14 protein-coding genes are annotated in these 15,486 nt (G+C 65.7%); 7 read left to right on the forward strand and 7 right to left on the reverse strand.

Annotated features, from left to right (window positions below; genetic code table 11):
* Window positions 1–3: 3 nt before the first annotated feature.
* Window positions 4–801, reverse strand: coding sequence for a polyphosphate--glucose phosphotransferase (gene ppgK, locus ASC63_RS12490; RefSeq protein ID WP_055813827.1), 798 nt, complete (start codon window positions 799–801; stop codon window positions 4–6).
* A 37-nt stretch (window positions 802–838) separates the two neighbouring features.
* Window positions 839–1,705, reverse strand: a complete 867-nt coding sequence (gene map / locus ASC63_RS12495; protein WP_055813830.1) for a type I methionyl aminopeptidase — start codon at window positions 1,703–1,705, stop codon at window positions 839–841.
* 12 nt (window positions 1,706–1,717) lie between these two features.
* Here map and ASC63_RS12500 point away from each other — a divergent pair, with 12 nt between their 5' ends.
* Both ASC63_RS12500 and ASC63_RS12505 read left to right on the forward strand, forming a co-directional pair.
* The gene (locus ASC63_RS12500) at window positions 1,718–1,906 is read left to right on the forward strand and encodes a hypothetical protein (protein WP_055813833.1); all 189 of its coding nucleotides are present in this window, start codon (window positions 1,718–1,720) and stop codon (window positions 1,904–1,906) included.
* A 151-nt stretch (window positions 1,907–2,057) separates the two neighbouring features.
* A complete protein-coding gene (locus ASC63_RS12505) occupies window positions 2,058–3,191 on the forward strand; it encodes a DUF1611 domain-containing protein (protein WP_055813836.1) in 1,134 nt (377 codons plus the stop codon).
* Window positions 3,192–3,219: 28 nt separating this feature from the next.
* Here the strand turns inward: ASC63_RS12505 and panB are convergent, their stop codons facing one another.
* Window positions 3,220–4,053, reverse strand: coding sequence for a 3-methyl-2-oxobutanoate hydroxymethyltransferase (gene panB, locus ASC63_RS12510; protein WP_055813839.1), 834 nt, complete (start codon window positions 4,051–4,053; stop codon window positions 3,220–3,222).
* Window positions 4,054–4,143: 90 nt separating this feature from the next.
* On the opposite strand from panB, the gene ASC63_RS12515 reads away from it, so the two are divergent.
* The 3 genes from ASC63_RS12515 to ASC63_RS16335 all read left to right on the forward strand — a co-directional run bounded on the left by ASC63_RS12515 (window position 4,144) and on the right by ASC63_RS16335 (window position 9,047).
* Window positions 4,144–5,484 carry a glutamine synthetase family protein gene (locus tag ASC63_RS12515; protein ID WP_055813842.1) on the forward strand — a complete coding sequence of 447 codons (1,341 nt, stop codon included), beginning with the start codon at window positions 4,144–4,146 and terminating at the stop codon, window positions 5,482–5,484.
* A gap of 24 nt (window positions 5,485–5,508) precedes the next feature.
* On the forward strand, window positions 5,509–8,538 hold the full coding sequence (locus tag ASC63_RS12520) for a bifunctional [glutamine synthetase] adenylyltransferase/[glutamine synthetase]-adenylyl-L-tyrosine phosphorylase (RefSeq protein WP_055813847.1): 3,030 nt from the start codon (window positions 5,509–5,511) through the stop codon (window positions 8,536–8,538).
* Window positions 8,539–8,657: 119 nt separating this feature from the next.
* Window positions 8,658–9,047 carry a hypothetical protein gene (locus tag ASC63_RS16335; RefSeq protein ID WP_157487672.1) on the forward strand — a complete coding sequence of 130 codons (390 nt, stop codon included), beginning with the start codon at window positions 8,658–8,660 and terminating at the stop codon, window positions 9,045–9,047.
* 166 nt (window positions 9,048–9,213) lie between these two features.
* Here ASC63_RS16335 and glnA read toward each other — a convergent pair whose 3' ends face one another.
* A complete protein-coding gene (gene glnA, locus ASC63_RS12530) occupies window positions 9,214–10,638 on the reverse strand; it encodes a type I glutamate--ammonia ligase (RefSeq protein ID WP_055813852.1) in 1,425 nt (474 codons plus the stop codon).
* A 170-nt stretch (window positions 10,639–10,808) separates the two neighbouring features.
* Here glnA and ASC63_RS12535 point away from each other — a divergent pair, with 170 nt between their 5' ends.
* On the forward strand, window positions 10,809–11,222 hold the full coding sequence (locus ASC63_RS12535) for an RDD family protein (RefSeq protein WP_055813855.1): 414 nt from the start codon (window positions 10,809–10,811) through the stop codon (window positions 11,220–11,222).
* Between the two features lie 31 nt (window positions 11,223–11,253).
* On the opposite strand, the gene ASC63_RS12540 is transcribed toward ASC63_RS12535, so the two are convergent.
* From ASC63_RS12540 to lipB, 3 genes are read right to left on the reverse strand one after another with little or no spacing between them, the layout of a single operon-like run.
* The gene (locus tag ASC63_RS12540) at window positions 11,254–11,958 is read right to left on the reverse strand and encodes a DUF4191 domain-containing protein (protein WP_055813859.1); all 705 of its coding nucleotides are present in this window, start codon (window positions 11,956–11,958) and stop codon (window positions 11,254–11,256) included.
* Window positions 11,959–12,007: 49 nt separating this feature from the next.
* Window positions 12,008–12,997 (reverse strand): lipoyl synthase, encoded by a 990-nt coding sequence (gene lipA / locus ASC63_RS12545; protein WP_055815496.1) that lies wholly within the window; start codon window positions 12,995–12,997, stop codon window positions 12,008–12,010.
* Window positions 12,994–13,629: a lipoyl(octanoyl) transferase LipB gene (gene lipB, locus ASC63_RS12550; protein ID WP_055813862.1), complete on the reverse strand. Its 636-nt coding sequence runs from the start codon at window positions 13,627–13,629 to the stop codon at window positions 12,994–12,996. Before lipB ends, lipA begins: the two co-directional genes overlap by 4 nt.
* A 128-nt stretch (window positions 13,630–13,757) precedes the next feature.
* On the opposite strand from lipB, the gene ASC63_RS12555 reads away from it, so the two are divergent.
* Entirely contained in the window at window positions 13,758–15,482 is a 1,725-nt protein-coding gene (locus ASC63_RS12555) for a protein kinase domain-containing protein (protein ID WP_082487583.1), read from the forward strand.
* Window positions 15,483–15,486 lie beyond the last annotated feature (4 nt).

The following is a 15,486-nucleotide window of genomic DNA, read 5'->3' on the forward strand; positions in this document are numbered from 1 at the left end:
TGCTCAGGCGCGCTGTCTCAGGTGCCCGCCCTTGCCACGCAGCGGCGCGTCATTGGCCGCGAGCGAGGCGGCACCCAGAATACCGGCGTTGTTGCGCAGCACCGCGGGCAGGATAGGCGTCTGCAGGTGCAGCAGCGGCAGGAACTCGTCCGCGTTCTTCGACACGCCGCCACCCACGATGAACAGATCGGGGGAGAGCAGCTTCTCGAGCTCCGTGTAGTACTTCTGCAGCCGGCCGGCCCACTTCTCCCAGCTCAGGTCGTCGCGCTCCTTGGCCGAGTATGCGGCCTTGCTCTCGGCGTCGTGGCCGTCGAGCTCGATGTGACCGAGTTCGACATTGGGAACGAGCAACCCGTTGTACAGCAGCGCCGTGCCGATACCGGTGCCGAGCGTCGTCACGAGCACGACGCCGGGCTGGTTCGCTGCCGCGCCGAAGCGAGCCTCGGCGAAGCCCGCTGCATCCGCATCGTTCACGAACTGGATATCGACGCCGAGGGCCTTCTCGAACAGGGACTCGGCCTCGAGCCCTATCCACTTCTTCGAGACGTTCGCCGCCGACATGGTGCGCCCGTTGCGCACGACGGCGGGGAAGCAGACACCGACGGGAACGTCCTTCGCGATGCCAGAGAGGGTGGTGAGGATCTCCTTGGTGACCTCCACGATGTCGTCGGGCTTGCCCCCGTCGGGTGTCGCGATCTTGACCCGGTCGCTGAGCAGTTCACCCGTGTCGAGGTCGACAACGGCTCCCTTGATTCCGGTTCCGCCGATGTCAATGCCGATGGCCGTCGTCTTCGAAGTCATGCCACAAATCTATCGTCTTGCGACAGATCTCATTGCTTTACGCCAGCGTGAGCACGTCCGCGCCGCGCTCGGTCACCACGAGCGTGTGTTCGAACTGTGCAGTGATCGACTTGTCGCGGGTCGTGACCGTCCAGCCATCCGGCCACATGTCCCACTCGTGCGTGCCTAGGGTGAGCATCGGCTCGATGGTGAAAACCATTCCCGGTTGCATCTTGGTGTCGTACAGCGGCGCCGAGTCGTAGTGCGGAATGATGAGCCCCGAATGGAACGCCTCGCCCACGCCGTGCCCGGTGAAGTCGCGCACCACGCCGTAGCCGAAGCGTTTGGCATAGGACTCGATGGCGCGGCCGATCACGTTGACCTGGCGGCCGGGCGCCACGGCCTTGATGCCGCGGTTCATCGCCTCGCGCGTGCGTTCGACAAGCTGCGTCACCTCGTCGGATGCCTGGCCCACGATGAAGGTCTGGTTGCTGTCTCCGTGCACCCCGTTCTTAAACGCGGTGATGTCGATGTTCACGATGTCGCCGTTCTCGAGAACGGTGTCGTCGGGAATGCCGTGGCAGATCACCTCGTTCACGGAACTGCACAGCGACTTCGTGAAGCCGCGGTAGCCGAGCGTGGAAGGGTATGCGCCCTGGGAGACCAGATAATCGTGACCGATGGCATCCAGCTCATCCGTGGTGATTCCGGCGACGGCGGCCTGGCCGACGAGTTCGATCGCGCGTGCGGCGATGCGGCCGGACTCGCGAATGAGCTCGATGCGCTCGCTCGTGTACACATCGCTGCCCAGAAACGGCGAGGGGCCGGGCTTGCCGACGTACTCGGGCCGGGCAATGGATGACGGAACCGAGCGCATCGGCGAGAGGCGGCCGGCGACAAGGTGACCGGAAGAATCCTTGGGCATAGGATCAAGCTTATGGCCGAGGACATCGAACACGAGTACTGGTACAACGCCAAGACCGGCGCGGTCGAGCAGGGCTTCCAGTCACCCGCACAGGACCGCATCGGTCCGTTTGCGACGCACGAGGAGGCGTCTCACGCGCTCGACAAGCTGCGTGAGAACAGCGCCAAGTGGGCCGAGGAAGAGGCAGCGGAGGACCGCTAGCGTCACATTCGGGGTGCCTTCACACCTTCGGCTGCTATCGTGCAGGGGCTGGCATCTCGTCGGCACTTCAGGGAAGACATCTCGTCGATCGCAGGGCCCTTCATGGCCCCGCACACACCCGTCTCCTCTCTGAGTCACTCAGAGGAGCATCATGTCCCCGTTCGTGTCCGATTCCGACTTCGCCACCGTGTCCCTCCCGCTCGGCACCTCCGCCGTGATCTATTGCGAGGGCCAATTCGGCAAGCAGGATGGCAAGACGGCCAACGGCCTGGTGCGCTACTCCGAGAAATACACCATCCTCAGCGTGATCGACAGCGAGCAGGCAGGGGCGGATGCCGGCATGGTGCTTGACGGCGTCACCAACGGCATTCCGGTGCACGCGAATCTGGCCGAGTCCATCGCCCATGCTTCTCACATGCCCGATTACCTCATCTTCGGCATGGCCCCCTCAACAGGGTTGCTCTCGCCGACACAGCGTATGGCGCTCCTCGACGGCATCGCCCGAGGCATGCACATCGTCAACGGCCTGCATGAGTTTCTGAACGACGACGCCGAGTTCGTAGCCGCCAGTATCCTGGCCGGCGTGACCATGACGGACATCCGTCGCCCCAAAGACAAGAAGGACCTCAAACAGTTCTCGGGTCGCATCTTCGACGTCGACTGCCCGCGCATCGCCGTGCTGGGTACCGACGGTGCTATAGGAAAGCGCACCACGACGACGTTGCTGGTGCAGGCACTCAACGCGCGAGGCATCAAGGCGGTCATGGTCGGCACCGGCCAGACCGCATTGATTCAGGGCGCAAAGTACGGTGTGGCACTCGACGCTCTCGTTCCGCAGTTCTGTTCAGGAGAGGTCGAGGCACAGGTGGTGGCGGCCTACGAGATCGAGAACCCCGATGTGATTGTCGTGGAGGGCCAGGGCGCGCTCAGTCATCCCGCTTACCTCACCTCCGCCTACATTCTGCGAGGCAGCCGCCCACAGGCGGTCATCGTGCAGCACGCGCCCAAGCGCGAGTCTCTCGGCGACTTTCCCATGCTGAGCATGCCGACCGTGGCCAGCGAGGTGAAGCTCATCGAAACCTTCGCCGACACCAAGGTGATAGGCATCACGGTCAATCACGAGAATATGAACGATGCCGAGATCAGCGTGGCCATCGACAACATCGAACTCGAGCTCGGCCTGCCTGCCACCGATCCGCTGACCCGCCCCATTGATCTACTGGTCGACATGGTTCTTGCGGCCTTTCCCGCGCTTCAGAAGACTCCGGTCCCGAGCGGTCGGTGACCGGAACCGCCACGACTCTGTCGGGGCGCTATTCGTAGTTGTGCTCGGCCGACGGGTACTGTCCGCCCTCGACGTCGGCCTTGTATCGCGCCGCGGCGTCGCCCAGGATGGCCTTCAGGTCGGCGTACTGGCGCACGAACTTGGGGATACGACCGGTGGAGAACCCCGCCCAGTCGGTCCACACGAGAAGCTGTCCGTCGACATCCGGTCCGGCTCCAACGCCGATGGTAGGGATGCGCAGTTCCTTCGTGACGACGGCGGCGCTGGTGGCCGGCACCATCTCGAGAACCACGGCGAATGCCCCCGCATCCTCAACCGCGTGAGCATCCGCAAGAAGCTGCTCCATCCCCTCGCCGCGTCCCTGAATGAGATGGCCCCCGAGACCGTGCTCGCTCTGCGGGGTGAAGCCGATGTGCGCCATCACGGGAATGCCGGCGTCGACGATGCGGCGAATCTGTTTGGCGCTGCGCACCCCGCCCTCCAGCTTCACGGCGTGCGCACCGGTCTCCTTCATGAAACGCACCGCGGTGTGTAGCGCCTCGAGCTGGCCGGCCTCGTAGGAACCGAACGGCATGTCGGCGACCACGAAGGCCCGGGTGACGGCGCCGGCCACGGCGCGCGTCAGCGGAATGAGGTCGTCAACCGTCACCGGCAGCGTCGTGTCGTAGCCGAGCACATTGTTGCCCGCGGAATCGCCGACGAGAAGAAAATCGATGCCTGCGGTATCGAAGATCTGGGCGCTGAGCATGTCGTAGCTCGTCAGGCCGGTGATCTTGATGCCCTGCTCTTTGGCGGACTGAAAATGCCGCGTGCGCACGCGCTTCAGGTTCGGTAGCGAGATGGGATTCGACTGCTCTGCCATGCGCACAGTCTAAGGCGCCCGCAACGGCGCTTGGAGACGAGGAAAATCGGTCGAAAACCAGTAGCCTAGGGACAACACGAAAGGGGAACGATGGACAAGCAGCGCGACTTTGTTCTTCGCACCATTGAGGAACGCGGCGTCAAGTTCGTGCGGCTCTGGTTCACCGACGTGATAGGTACGCTCAAGTCCGTGGCGATAGCGCCTGCCGAGGTCGAGGGTGCGTTCGCCGAAGGAGTGGGAATCGACGGTTCCGCCGTCGAGGGTCTCACCCGGTCGTTCGAGGCCGATGTGCTGCTGCATCCGGATCCTGCGACGTTCCAGATTCTGCCGTGGCGCGGCGAGATCGACCCGACAGCGCGCATGTTCTGCGACATCACCACGCCCGACGGTGAGCCCGCCGTGGCCGATCCGCGCAATGTGCTCAAGCGCACGCTCGAGAAGGCGGCGGAACGCGGATTCACCTGCTACACGCATCCGGAGATCGAGTTCTATCTGCTGAAGTCGTCGGTGCTCGACGCGGACGGCCAGCCCACCCCCGTCGACTCGGCCGGATATTTCGATAATGTGCCCGGTGGCACGGCGCACGACTTTCGCCGCCGCTCGGTGCGCATGCTGGAAGACCTGGGCATCTCTGTCGAGTTCAGCCACCACGAAAGCGGGCCAGGCCAGAACGAGATCGACCTGCGGTACGCGGATGCACTGACGACGGCCGACAACATCATGACGTTCCGCACGGTGGTCAAAGAGGTGGCGATCGAGCAGGGCGTCTACGCCACGTTCATGCCCAAGCCGCTCTCCGGCCAGCCCGGCAGCGGGATGCACACGCACCTGTCGCTCTTCGAGGGCGATCAGAACGCCTTCTTCGAGGCGGGCGCGCAGTACCAGCTCTCCAAGATCGGCCGGCAGTTCATTGCGGGGCTGCTCAAGCACGCCCCCGAGATCACCGCCGTCACCAACCAGTTCGTCAACTCGTACAAGCGGCTGTGGGGCGGAGACGAGGCCCCGAGCTTCGTGTGCTGGGGTCACAACAATCGCTCGGCGCTCGTGCGGGTGCCGCTGTACAAGCCCAGCAAGGGGCAGAGCTCACGGGTGGAGTATCGCGCGCTGGACTCGGCGGCGAACCCCTACCTGTCGTTCTCGCTCATGCTCGCCGCAGGGCTCAAGGGCATCGAGGAGGGCTACGAGCTTCCGCCGGAGGCAGAGAACAATGTGTGGGCGCTCAGCGACGCGGAACGCCGCGCGCTCGGCTACAGCCAGTTGCCGGCGAGCCTCGATCATGCGATCTCGCTCATGGAGGGCTCCGAACTCGTGGCGGAGACCCTCGGTGAGCAGGTGTTCAACTTCGTGCTGCTCAACAAGCGTCAGGATTGGCACGACTACCGGGACCAGGTGACACCGTTCGAGTTGCGATCCAACCTCCGCATGCTGTGACGCGCCGCGACCGCACCCTTACTCATGGCTCGTGACCCGCTCTCGCTGACCGCCCTGGCCGGCGTGGGATTCGCGCAGCTGAGCGTGGTGCGTGAGCGGCTCGAGCAGTTACGCGAGGCATCCGGTCTGACGCAGCAACAGGCCATGCCGCTGTTCGCCGGTGCGGCAGATCCGGATGCCGCGCTGGGCGCCGTGCTCGAGTTGTTTCGTTCCGCCCCGGATGTCATCGCCCCCGTCTTCGACGACTCCGACGCCACGAGGCGCCTGCTGCGCGTGCTCGGCGCATCCGACGGAATCGCCGAGTTCTTTCACCGGCATCCGCAGGAACTGTCGTGCCTGGCCGCCGAGATCACGGCGCTGCCCGGCCCCGAGGAACTGAGAATCGATCTGCTCGACGCCGTTGACGCGCACGACGGCATCGCGGCCGCGACCGACGTTGAGGAGGACGCCTGGTGCGCGCTGCGGGTGCGCTATCGGCGGCGATTGGCCCAGATCGCCAGTTTCGACCTGGAACAGGACGACCAGGTCGGCGGGCTCGATGCCGTGGCCGACGCACTTTCCGATCTCGCGGCTGCGGCCATCGAGGCATCGCTCGCGGTGGCACGAGCGCAGACAATCGGCTCCGGTCCCGGGCGTTTCGCCGCGGAAGAGGTGCGTGCGACGCGCTTTTCGATCATCGGCATGGGCAAGGCCGGTGCCGCCGAACTCAACTACGTCAGCGACGTCGACGTGATCTTCGTCGCGGAGGGCGATACGGCCGAGGCGGAAGAGCCAGGAGGCCTCAGCAACGCGCGTGCCGTCGACATCGCCACGCGACTTGCCGTGCTCACCATGCGCGGGGTCTTCGCGCCCGCCATCGAGCCGGGCCTGTGGGATGTCGACCCGAATCTGCGCCCTGAGGGAAAGAGCGGCGCCCTGGTGCGCACCCTCGACTCGCACGTGGCGTACTACGAGCGCTGGGCCAAGACCTGGGAGTTCCAGGCGCTGCTCAAGGCGCGACCGCTGGCCGGCGACATGGGGCTCGGTGAGCGCTATGTCGCAGCCCTCGCGCCGCTCGTCTGGAACAGCTCCTCCCGCGAGAACTTCGTCGAGTCCGTGCAGCGCATGCGCGAGCGGGTGACCGACAACATCCCCGACGACGAGGTGAACCACCAGCTCAAGCTCGGGCCGGGGGGCCTGCGTGACATCGAGTTCACGGTGCAGCTGTTGCAGCTCGTGCATGGTCAGAGCGACGATCGTGTTCGGCAGAGCGGCACGCTGCCCGCACTGGCCGCCCTCGCCGAATACGGCTACATCGGCCGGGTCGAGGCCGCGGACTTCGCGCAGGACTACCGCAGCCTGCGACTGATGGAGCATCGGCTGCAGCTGCGCTACCTGCGTCGTACGCACCTGATGCCGCGCGATGAGGGGGATCTGAGTGTGCTGGCGCGCGCATCCGGCCTGGCAACGGGCTCGCACGCGCTGCTGGAGAAGTGGGCGAGCATCAAGCAGCGTGTACGCGGCCTGCACGAACGGTTGTTCTATCGGCCGCTGCTCTCGGCGGTCGCGGCGATGCCGAGCGAGGAACTCAACCTCACGAACGCGCAGGCCGAGGCCCGGCTCGCCGCGATCGGCTTTCGTGATCCGGCGGGGAGTCTCACGCACATTCGGGCGCTGACCGGCGGAGTCTCGCGCCGGGCCGCCATCCAGCAGCACCTGCTGCCGGTGATGCTGCAATGGTTCGCCGACGGCGCTGATCCCGACTACGGTCTCGTGACGTTTCGCCGGCTCAGCGAGGGCCTCGGCTCCACGCACTGGTTCCTGCGCATGCTGCGCGACTCGAGCGGGGCAGCGCAGCGTCTGACGCGGGTGCTCTCGGGTTCTCGTTTCGTTGGCGAGCTGCTCGGACTCATCCCAGCCTCCGTCGCCTGGCTCGAAAGTGAGGAAGACCTGCGACCGCGTTCGCGCGCGGTGCTGCGCGAAGAGACCCGAGCCATTCTCGCCCGTCATGACAGGCCGGATGCCGCGGCAACGGCACTGCGCACCGCCCGCCGCCGCGAGGTGTTGCGGCTCGCTTTCGCCGCGATCCTCGGTTCCAGCACCGTCGAGGAACTGGCGCGAGGCCTGAGCGATATCTCGGAGAACATCATCGAGGGGGTGCTCGGCTCCATCAGGGGCGCGCTTGACGGAGCGAACGAGTTCGAGTTCGCCGTGATAGGCATGGGGCGCTTCGGAGGCCGTGAACTCGGTCTCGGCTCGGACGCCGACGTGATGTACGTGTTCAGGGCGCCCGAGGGGGCGACGGATGCGGCGCACACCGCCGCGAAGACCATCGTGAGCGAGCTGGTGCGCCTCACCGAGGACAACGCACTGCCGCTTGATCTGGACATCGATCTGCGCCCCGAAGGCAAGAATGGGCCGTCCGTGCGCTCCCTCGACTCCTACCGCGCGTATTACGCGCGCTGGTCGCTCACCTGGGAGGCCCAGGCACTGCTGCGGGCGAGGGGGGTCGCGGGGGACGAGGCGCTGCAACGCGACTTCGAGTCGCTGGCCGACGAGATTCGCTACCCCGCCGCGATCGATGAGCATGCGGTGCGCGAGGTGAAGCGCATCAAGGCGAGGGTCGAGAATGAACGGCTGCCCCAGGGCGCCGATCCGGCCCGACACCTGAAGCTCGGCCGCGGCTCGCTCAGCGACGTGGAGTGGCTCGTACAGCTGCAGCAGCTGCAGCACGGCGCGCACATTCCTGACCTTCGAACCACGTCGACCCTGGATGCCCTCGCCGTGTGCGCCGCCAACGATCTCATCGACGACGAGGATGCGCTCAAGCTGCACGAGGCATGGATCTTCGCCTCGCGTGCGCGCTCAGCCATGACCCTGTGGACGAACAAGACCTCCGACGTACTTCCGGTGGATCGCCTGCAGCTCGATGGCGTGGCACGCCTGCTCGAGTACCCGCCCGGATCGGCCTCACAGCTGGAGCAGGACTATCTCGCCGTCACCCGGCGGGCTCGCGGTGTCTTCGAGCGCCTCTTCTACGGCATCGAAGACCGCCCGGAGCCGTCAACGGGCTAACCGCATCCGTCAATTGAGAGGCCCCGGCCACCGGGGTGGACCGAACGGTACACAACCGTGATTCTGTGGGTGGGTCGGCACCAATAAGCTGACACCACAACAGAGACGAAGGAGGCGCGATGAAACGTCATGCCATCGGTGCAGTGGCAGTGCTCGGGCTACTGACCGGATGCGCCACCGCGCCCGCCGCATCTGTAACCCCCGCGCCAACGGTGACGATCACGACATCCCCGGAAGCACAATCCCCCCGAGAGGCACAGGTGGGCGACTCGCTGACATCCCTGGAGGCCTGGGACGTTTGCTTCGCTCACACGACCACGCAGGTCCAGTCCGACCTCACCGAGTGGAGCCGGTACTCACCTGACCTCGTCGTTGAGCAAAGCACCGGGTTCATCGTCACGATCAAAGGCGTGCGAACAAGTATGGGAAAAGACTTCGGAACGGTGACGTGCGAGGTCGAAGGCCGAGTCGGCGGGGTCGTCATCGCGAGCTGGAAACGGACGATCTAAAGCACAGAAGTGCGGAGGCAGCGAGAAAACGCCGGGGAACAACCGGCCAACATCTCCGCGCGTGGCGTGACCTGGAAAGGACGAGTCCGCACGAACTGCCGGCATTTCTGTTCGGCTGTGCGTGCGGACTCCCTGCGGACTAAACCCGCTTCTGTCCAGTGATCAGCTACACACCGTAGTACAGCTCGTACTCGAAGGGGTGCGGGCGCTGGGCGAGAGGCTTGATCTCCTTCTCACGCTTGTAATCGATCCACGTCTCGATGAGCTCCTGGCTGAACACGCCGCCCGCGGTGAGGAAGTCGTGGTCGGCCTCGAGAGCGTCGAGCGCAGCCTCAAGCGTGGCAGGAAGCTGCGGAATGTTCTTCGCTTCCTCGGGGGGCAACTCGTACAGGTCCTTGTCAACGGGCTCGTGGGGCTCGATGCGGTTCTTGATGCCATCGAGGCCGGCCATCAGCTGCGCAGCGAACGCCAGGTACGGGTTGCTGGCGCCATCCGGCACGCGGAACTCGATGCGCTTGGCCTTCGGGTTCGTTCCCGTGATCGGGATGCGGATGCACGCCGAGCGGTTGCCGGCCGAGTACACCAGGTTGACGGGCGCCTCAAAGCCGGGCACGAGGCGACGGAACGAGTTGACGGACGGGTTCGTGAACGCGAGCACCGCCGGGGCGTGCTTGAGCAGGCCGCCGATGTACCAGCGCGCCAGGTCTGACAGGCCACCGTAGCCGGCCTCATCGTAGAACAGCGGCTTGCCGTCGCTCCACAGCGACTGGTGGGTGTGCATGCCCGAACCGTTGTCGCCGAAGAGCGGCTTCGGCATGAAGGTGGCGGTCTTGCCCCACTCGTTCGCCGTGTTCTTGACGATGTATTTGAACTTCAGGATGTCGTCTGCCGCGGCGACCATGGTGTCGAAGCGGTAGTTGATCTCCGCCTGTCCGCCGGTGCCGACCTCATGGTGTGCACGCTCCAGGATCAGGCCGGCGTCGATCAGCTTGAGGCTGATGTCGTCGCGCAGGTCCGCCTGCTTGTCCACGGGACTGACGGGAAAGTAGCCGCCCTTGAACGGGGTCTTGTTGGCGAGGTTGCCGCCCTCTTCGGCACGGCCCGAGTTCCAGGCGCCCTCCTCGGAGTCGACGCTGTAGAAGCTGGAGTGCTGGTTCACCTCATAACGCACGTCGTCAAAGATGTAGAACTCGGCCTCCGGTGCGAAGAACGCGGTGTCGGCGATGCCGGTGGATGCCAGGTACTTCTCGGCCTTCTTGGCCACCTGGCGCGGGTCCTTCGCGTAGATCTCGCCGTTACGCGGGTTGTAAATGTCGAAGACCATGATCAGCGTGCGCTCGGCACGGAACGGGTCGACGTAGGCGGTGGAGACATCCGGAATCAGCTGCATGTCAGACTCGTGAATGGAGGCGAAGCCTCGAATCGACGAGCCGTCGAAAAGCTGCCCCACCGAGAAGAACTCCTCGTCGACGGTCGCGGCGGGAATGTTGAAGTGCTGCTGGACACCGGGAAGATCGGTGAAGCGAATGTCGAGGAATTTGACATCCGTGTCCTTGATGAAGGCGAGCACCTCGGATGAATCACGGAACATGTGGATGGCTCCAAATGGCTTGTTGGGGGCGAAGGATCGCGCCTGCGACCCTGTGTTGACGGTAGACCCGCGGAATTTCCCCGCGGTATCGCAATTGTTTCCGTCATGTTACGCGACGGACGACTGCGTAAACTCGATGGGTGAGCAATTCCGCCCGATCGACCGACTCAATGACCATCGCCCCGTCCCGGTTTCCGGGGGAGCGGCTGGGAATTCCCGAGCACGGTCGGGGTTCGGTGGCCCGCCCGGGCAGACGCATCGGTGCCCTCGCCATCGACTGGGCCATCGCCACGCTCATCTCCTACGCGTTCTTCTCCGGCCAGTCCTGGCTGACGCTGAACTCGTGGGCGACGTCGAGTATTTTTGTCGCAATGCAGATCGTGTTCATTCCGACCATCGGGGGCGGCATCGGCCATCGTCTCGTCGGACTGCGCGTTATTGCGCTGCGCGGGGGATGGGTCGGCCTGTGGCGCCCCATCGTGCGCAGCATCCTGCTGGGATTCGTGATCCCTGCGCTGGTCTGGGACTCCGATCAGCGCGGCTTTCACGACAAGATCGCCGGAACCGTACTGATCCGCGCCTAGCGCCCTGCTATGGGCAGCCAGCGCCTGACAGCTAGGCGCGCTTGGCCCGCACCTTGCGCGGGTCGATGCCCTTGGGAATCGGCAACTGGTTGCTGGTGAGCGACTCGAGCCGGTTGCTGATCGCCAGCACCTCTGCCTTGGTGAGAAGCGGCTTGATCTTGGCGAGACGGCGCGAGACCTTGTGCAAGGGCACGGAGTCGGCATCCGGCCCGACGCTCAGCGTCGTCAGGGGCACATTGGGCAGCACCTTGGAGACGCGGCGACGCTCCTCGTCGACCATGCGCGTCGTGCGGCTGCGCGGACCCTCGCTGATCAGCACGACGCCTCCACGACCGACGGCGCGGTAGATCGCATCCTGCGTCTTGCCGTTGACCGCGATGGGCATCTCGCTGCCACGCCAGCCACGTTTGAGCGAGCTGCGCAGCACGGCGCCCACAGCACCCGCCTGCCCTTCGATCTGGGAGTATGCGGCCTTCTCGGCGCGACGTCCCAGAATGATGAGCGCCACCAGGATGCCGGCCATCACGCCGGCGACGATCCACAGCACCAGAGTGAAGATGCTGCCCTCGGAGAACAGCAGCGACACGATGATGCCGACGATGACGGGCAGTGCGAAGCCACCACCGATGTACCAGATCGCCCGCTTGTCGTAGCGGCGTGTCATCTGGAACACCTGCCACATCTGCTTGATGCGGCCGGGTTCTTTCGTCGCGGAGGAATCCTTGCTGCGTGCCATGTTGTCTAGGATACCGACTCGTCGGCGCTCCGGATGACGCTGTTCGCGTTCAGGAGACAGCCTGCGCGAAGCCGAGCGAGGCATCCGCAAGCGGGCGCAGAGCCTCGGGTATCTCGCGGCCCTTGGCCTGCATCGATTGCGCCCAGAGTCGGCCGGCGCGATACGACGACCGCACGAGCGGGCCGGCGAGAACTCCGAGAAAGCCGATGGACTCGGCCTCGGCCTTGATGTCCAGGAATTCCTCGGGATGCAACCACCGGGCCACCGGAAGATGGCGCGGTGAGGGGCGCAGATACTGCGTGACGGTGATGATGTCGCATCCGGCGTCGTGCAGGTGCTGCAAAGCCTGGCCGATCTCGGCACGCTCCTCGCCCATGCCCAGGATCAGGTTGGACTTGGTGATGAGGCCCGCTGCGCGCGCCTGAGTGAGCACGTTCAGCGAACGCTCATAGCTGAACGCCGGACGGATGCGCTTGAAGAGGCGAGGTACGGTCTCCACGTTGTGCGCGAAGACTTCGGGACGCGCCGAGAACACCTCACCGAGCAGATCCGGGTTGCCAGAGAAGTCGGTTGCGAGAATCTCCACGCCCGTTCCCGGTGCCTGCGCGTGAATCTGCCGAACGGTCTCTGCATGCAGCCACGCGCCTTCGTCGTGCAGGTCGTCGCGGGCCACACCGGTTACGGTGGCGTAGCGCAGCTTCATCGACACGACCGACTCGGCCACCCGGCGCGGCTCGTCGGTGTCATAGTCGGCGGGCTTTCCGGTGTCGATCTGGCAGAAGTCGCAACGGCGGGTGCACTGCGAGCCGCCGATGAGGAAGGTCGCCTCGCGATCCTCCCAGCACTCGTAGATGTTGGGGCAGCCGGCCTCCTGGCACACGGTGTGCAGATTCTCGTCCTTCACGAGCTGCTGCAACTGCTGGTACTCGGGGCCCATGCGGGCCCGGGTCTTGATCCACTCGGGCTTGCGCTCGATGGGCGTCTCCGCGTTGCGGATCTCGAGGCGCAGCATGCGGCGCCCCTCGGGTGCCGCGCTCACGCGACGGCCTCCCACACCTCGGTGAAGCGCGCCTCGACGAGCGGGGCCACCTCGGCCGGGGTGACGGTGCGGCCCAGAACGCGGCTGATCGAGGTGATTCCGGCATCCGGGATGCCGCAGGCGACGATCTTCTCGTACGCCTCGAAGTCGTTAGAACAGTTCAGGGCGAATCCGTGCGTGGTGACACCGGAGGCGACCCGGATGCCGATGGCGGCGATCTTCTCGTCGCGCTCGCCTCCCACGATCCACACCCCTGATCGCCCTGCCACCCGCACGCCGCCGACGCCGAGTTCGGCGAGCACGTCGATGAGGATTCCCTCGAGGGTGCGCACGTAGCCGACCACATCCACCGGCTCCGGCAGGCGCACGATCGGATATCCGATGAGCTGGCCTGGACCGTGCCAGGTGATCTTGCCCCCGCGGTCCACGTCGATGACGGGAGTACCATCCGTGGGTCTCTCGGAGTCCTCGGTGCGTTTACCCGCCGTGTACACGGAGGGGTGCTCAAGGAGAATGACGGTATCGGGCGCCAGCCCTGAAACCACGGCAGCGTGCAGTGCACGCTGCTGGTCCAGAGCCTCGTTATACGGCACGGAGTTGGCGCTTAGCCCCGCGACGACAAAGTCGGTCACCTGTTCAGCCTATCCGGCGTCGGCGACTGCACAGTCCGCCGTCGCCGGATGTTTCCCACAATTACGCCGCAATCCTCCCGTGCCGCCGTGCCCCGCAGCGAGGATTGCCGCATGACCAGGTTTTCTCCATGAGACGACGAGCCAGAGGCGATGCGCGACACGCGAGCGCGTCCTCGGCAGCGCCCTCGACTGATTCATTCATCGGGCCCGACCGCATGACCGGCCCGGATGCCGCCGTCGACTGGCAATGGCTCGCCGGCTATCGCATCGTGCGCAAACTCGGGCAAGGCAGCAGGGCTGCCGTGTACCTCGGGCATGCGGGCACCGCACCGGGCCATGCACGCACTGTCGAGACAACCGTGGCGGTGAAGGTCTTCGAGCCGCACGTGAACCGCGAAAGCGTCGATCTCGAGATCGAGGCGCTGACCGCGGTCTCCTCGGGGGCATCCGCACGTCTGAGCGCGGGTTCCGCACACATTGTGCGGCTGCTCGATGTCTCGATGTCCGCGTTGCGACCGCGGTGCCTCGTGCTCGAAAGGCTGGGCGGCGGCTCGCTCGCCGCACTTCTGGGGCGAGCACAGCCGTTGAGTGCGGGCATGGCCGTCACGGTGCTCGTTTCGGTCGTCCGCGCATTGGAGCAGCTGCACCGTGCGGGTTTCGCACAGGACAGGATCGCCCCGGCAGGCGTGATCATCGATGGCACCGGTCGCCCCGTGCTCGTCGGACTCGGCCATCTTCGCCGCCTTCCCACCCAGTCGGATGCTGCTGCCGCAGAACGCCTGGCCGACTACGCCAGGTTCGCCCTGCTCGTCACCCGGGTGTTCGACGCCGTCGGTGATGCGTTGGCGCGCGATCGCGGCGAGAAGATCGCAGACTGGCTGGCAGCGCTGCCCAGTTCAGATGGCAGCGAGAATCGTCGGAGCGCCGAGGAGATACCTGCTGAGATCGAGGATCGGCTGTTCGCGGTGGCCCGGCCCCGTGCGCTCACCGCTCACCCGAGCGCGGAGCGCAATCACGATCCTGGGGCCGCACACGAATCGGCACGTGGCGACGATGGCGAGCAGAGAGCGGCCGACACGCTACGTCGGAAGGCCCGTGCCCACCGTGGCCGCCGTGCTGCCGTGATCGTGGCACAGGGCGAGGCCGAGAAGGGAGCAGGCGATGCGGCGCCGCGAGAGACGCTCTCACGGTCGCTGAGACGATTCGTTGGCGCTACGGTCGAGGCCGTGGTCGCGGAAGGCGTGATCCGGCACGTGCGTGCGCGGCTCGGCGCGGTGCTGCGCGCTCGGCGACGCCCGCTCATCGTCGGTGGTGGCATTGGGGGAGTGCTGCTCGTACTCGTTCTCGCCCTGACGCCACCGGGTGCTGCAGTCGACAACGCTGCGGCCAACGAATCGCACGGGAAATCGCACGGCGAGCCGCGTTCCAGCTCAAGCCCGGCTTCGTCCGCAGACCCCCGCGCGACCGCGCGCGCCGACCCACAGACCGCGGCCATTGCCGCCGGCGACCCCGTTGCCGCAACGGAGGCCTTGCTCACGCGGCGAGGTGCGTGCCTGCGTACCGTCTCACTCGCCTGTCTGGACGGCGTCGACCAGATCGCGTCGCCGATCCTCGACGCGGACCAGAGCCTGATCGGCCGTCTCGTCAACGACTCCGACGCGTCGCCGGGGCAGGATTATGCCGACTTCACGGTTTCGCTCATCCAGCGCAGTGGCGGGTCTGCGCTGATAGCGCTCGCGCCACCAGTCGGCGGCTCGGGTACGCAGTCCGGCACAGAAACGCCGAAGCCGGCCTCTGCCCTCGTGATCGAGGGCGAGACCGGCTGGCGGTTACGAGAGATCTTGACGAACTGAGCCT

The sequence above is a fragment of the Leifsonia sp. Root112D2 genome, from assembly GCF_001424905.1.
In the GTDB taxonomy this organism is placed as follows: Bacteria; Actinomycetota; Actinomycetes; order Actinomycetales; family Microbacteriaceae; genus Root112D2.

Bases quoted from the DNA above. Each gene is read 5' to 3' on its own strand.
- ppgK (WP_055813827.1), bottom strand. From the start codon at position 801: ATGACTTCGAAGACGACGGCCATCGGCATTGACATCGGCGGAACCGGA.
- map (WP_055813830.1), bottom strand. From the start codon at position 1,705: ATGCCCAAGGATTCTTCCGGTCACCTTGTCGCCGGCCGCCTCTCGCCG.
- ASC63_RS12500 (WP_055813833.1), top strand. From the start codon at position 1,718: ATGGCCGAGGACATCGAACACGAGTACTGGTACAACGCCAAGACCGGC.
- ASC63_RS12505 (WP_055813836.1), top strand. From the start codon at position 2,058: ATGTCCCCGTTCGTGTCCGATTCCGACTTCGCCACCGTGTCCCTCCCG.
- panB (WP_055813839.1), bottom strand. From the start codon at position 4,053: ATGGCAGAGCAGTCGAATCCCATCTCGCTACCGAACCTGAAGCGCGTG.
- ASC63_RS12515 (WP_055813842.1), top strand. From the start codon at position 4,144: ATGGACAAGCAGCGCGACTTTGTTCTTCGCACCATTGAGGAACGCGGC.
- ASC63_RS12520 (WP_055813847.1), top strand. From the start codon at position 5,509: ATGGCTCGTGACCCGCTCTCGCTGACCGCCCTGGCCGGCGTGGGATTC.
- ASC63_RS16335 (WP_157487672.1), top strand. From the start codon at position 8,658: ATGAAACGTCATGCCATCGGTGCAGTGGCAGTGCTCGGGCTACTGACC.
- glnA (WP_055813852.1), bottom strand. From the start codon at position 10,638: ATGTTCCGTGATTCATCCGAGGTGCTCGCCTTCATCAAGGACACGGAT.
- ASC63_RS12535 (WP_055813855.1), top strand. From the start codon at position 10,809: ATGACCATCGCCCCGTCCCGGTTTCCGGGGGAGCGGCTGGGAATTCCC.
- ASC63_RS12540 (WP_055813859.1), bottom strand. From the start codon at position 11,958: ATGGCACGCAGCAAGGATTCCTCCGCGACGAAAGAACCCGGCCGCATC.
- ASC63_RS12555 (WP_082487583.1), top strand. From the start codon at position 13,758: ATGAGACGACGAGCCAGAGGCGATGCGCGACACGCGAGCGCGTCCTCG.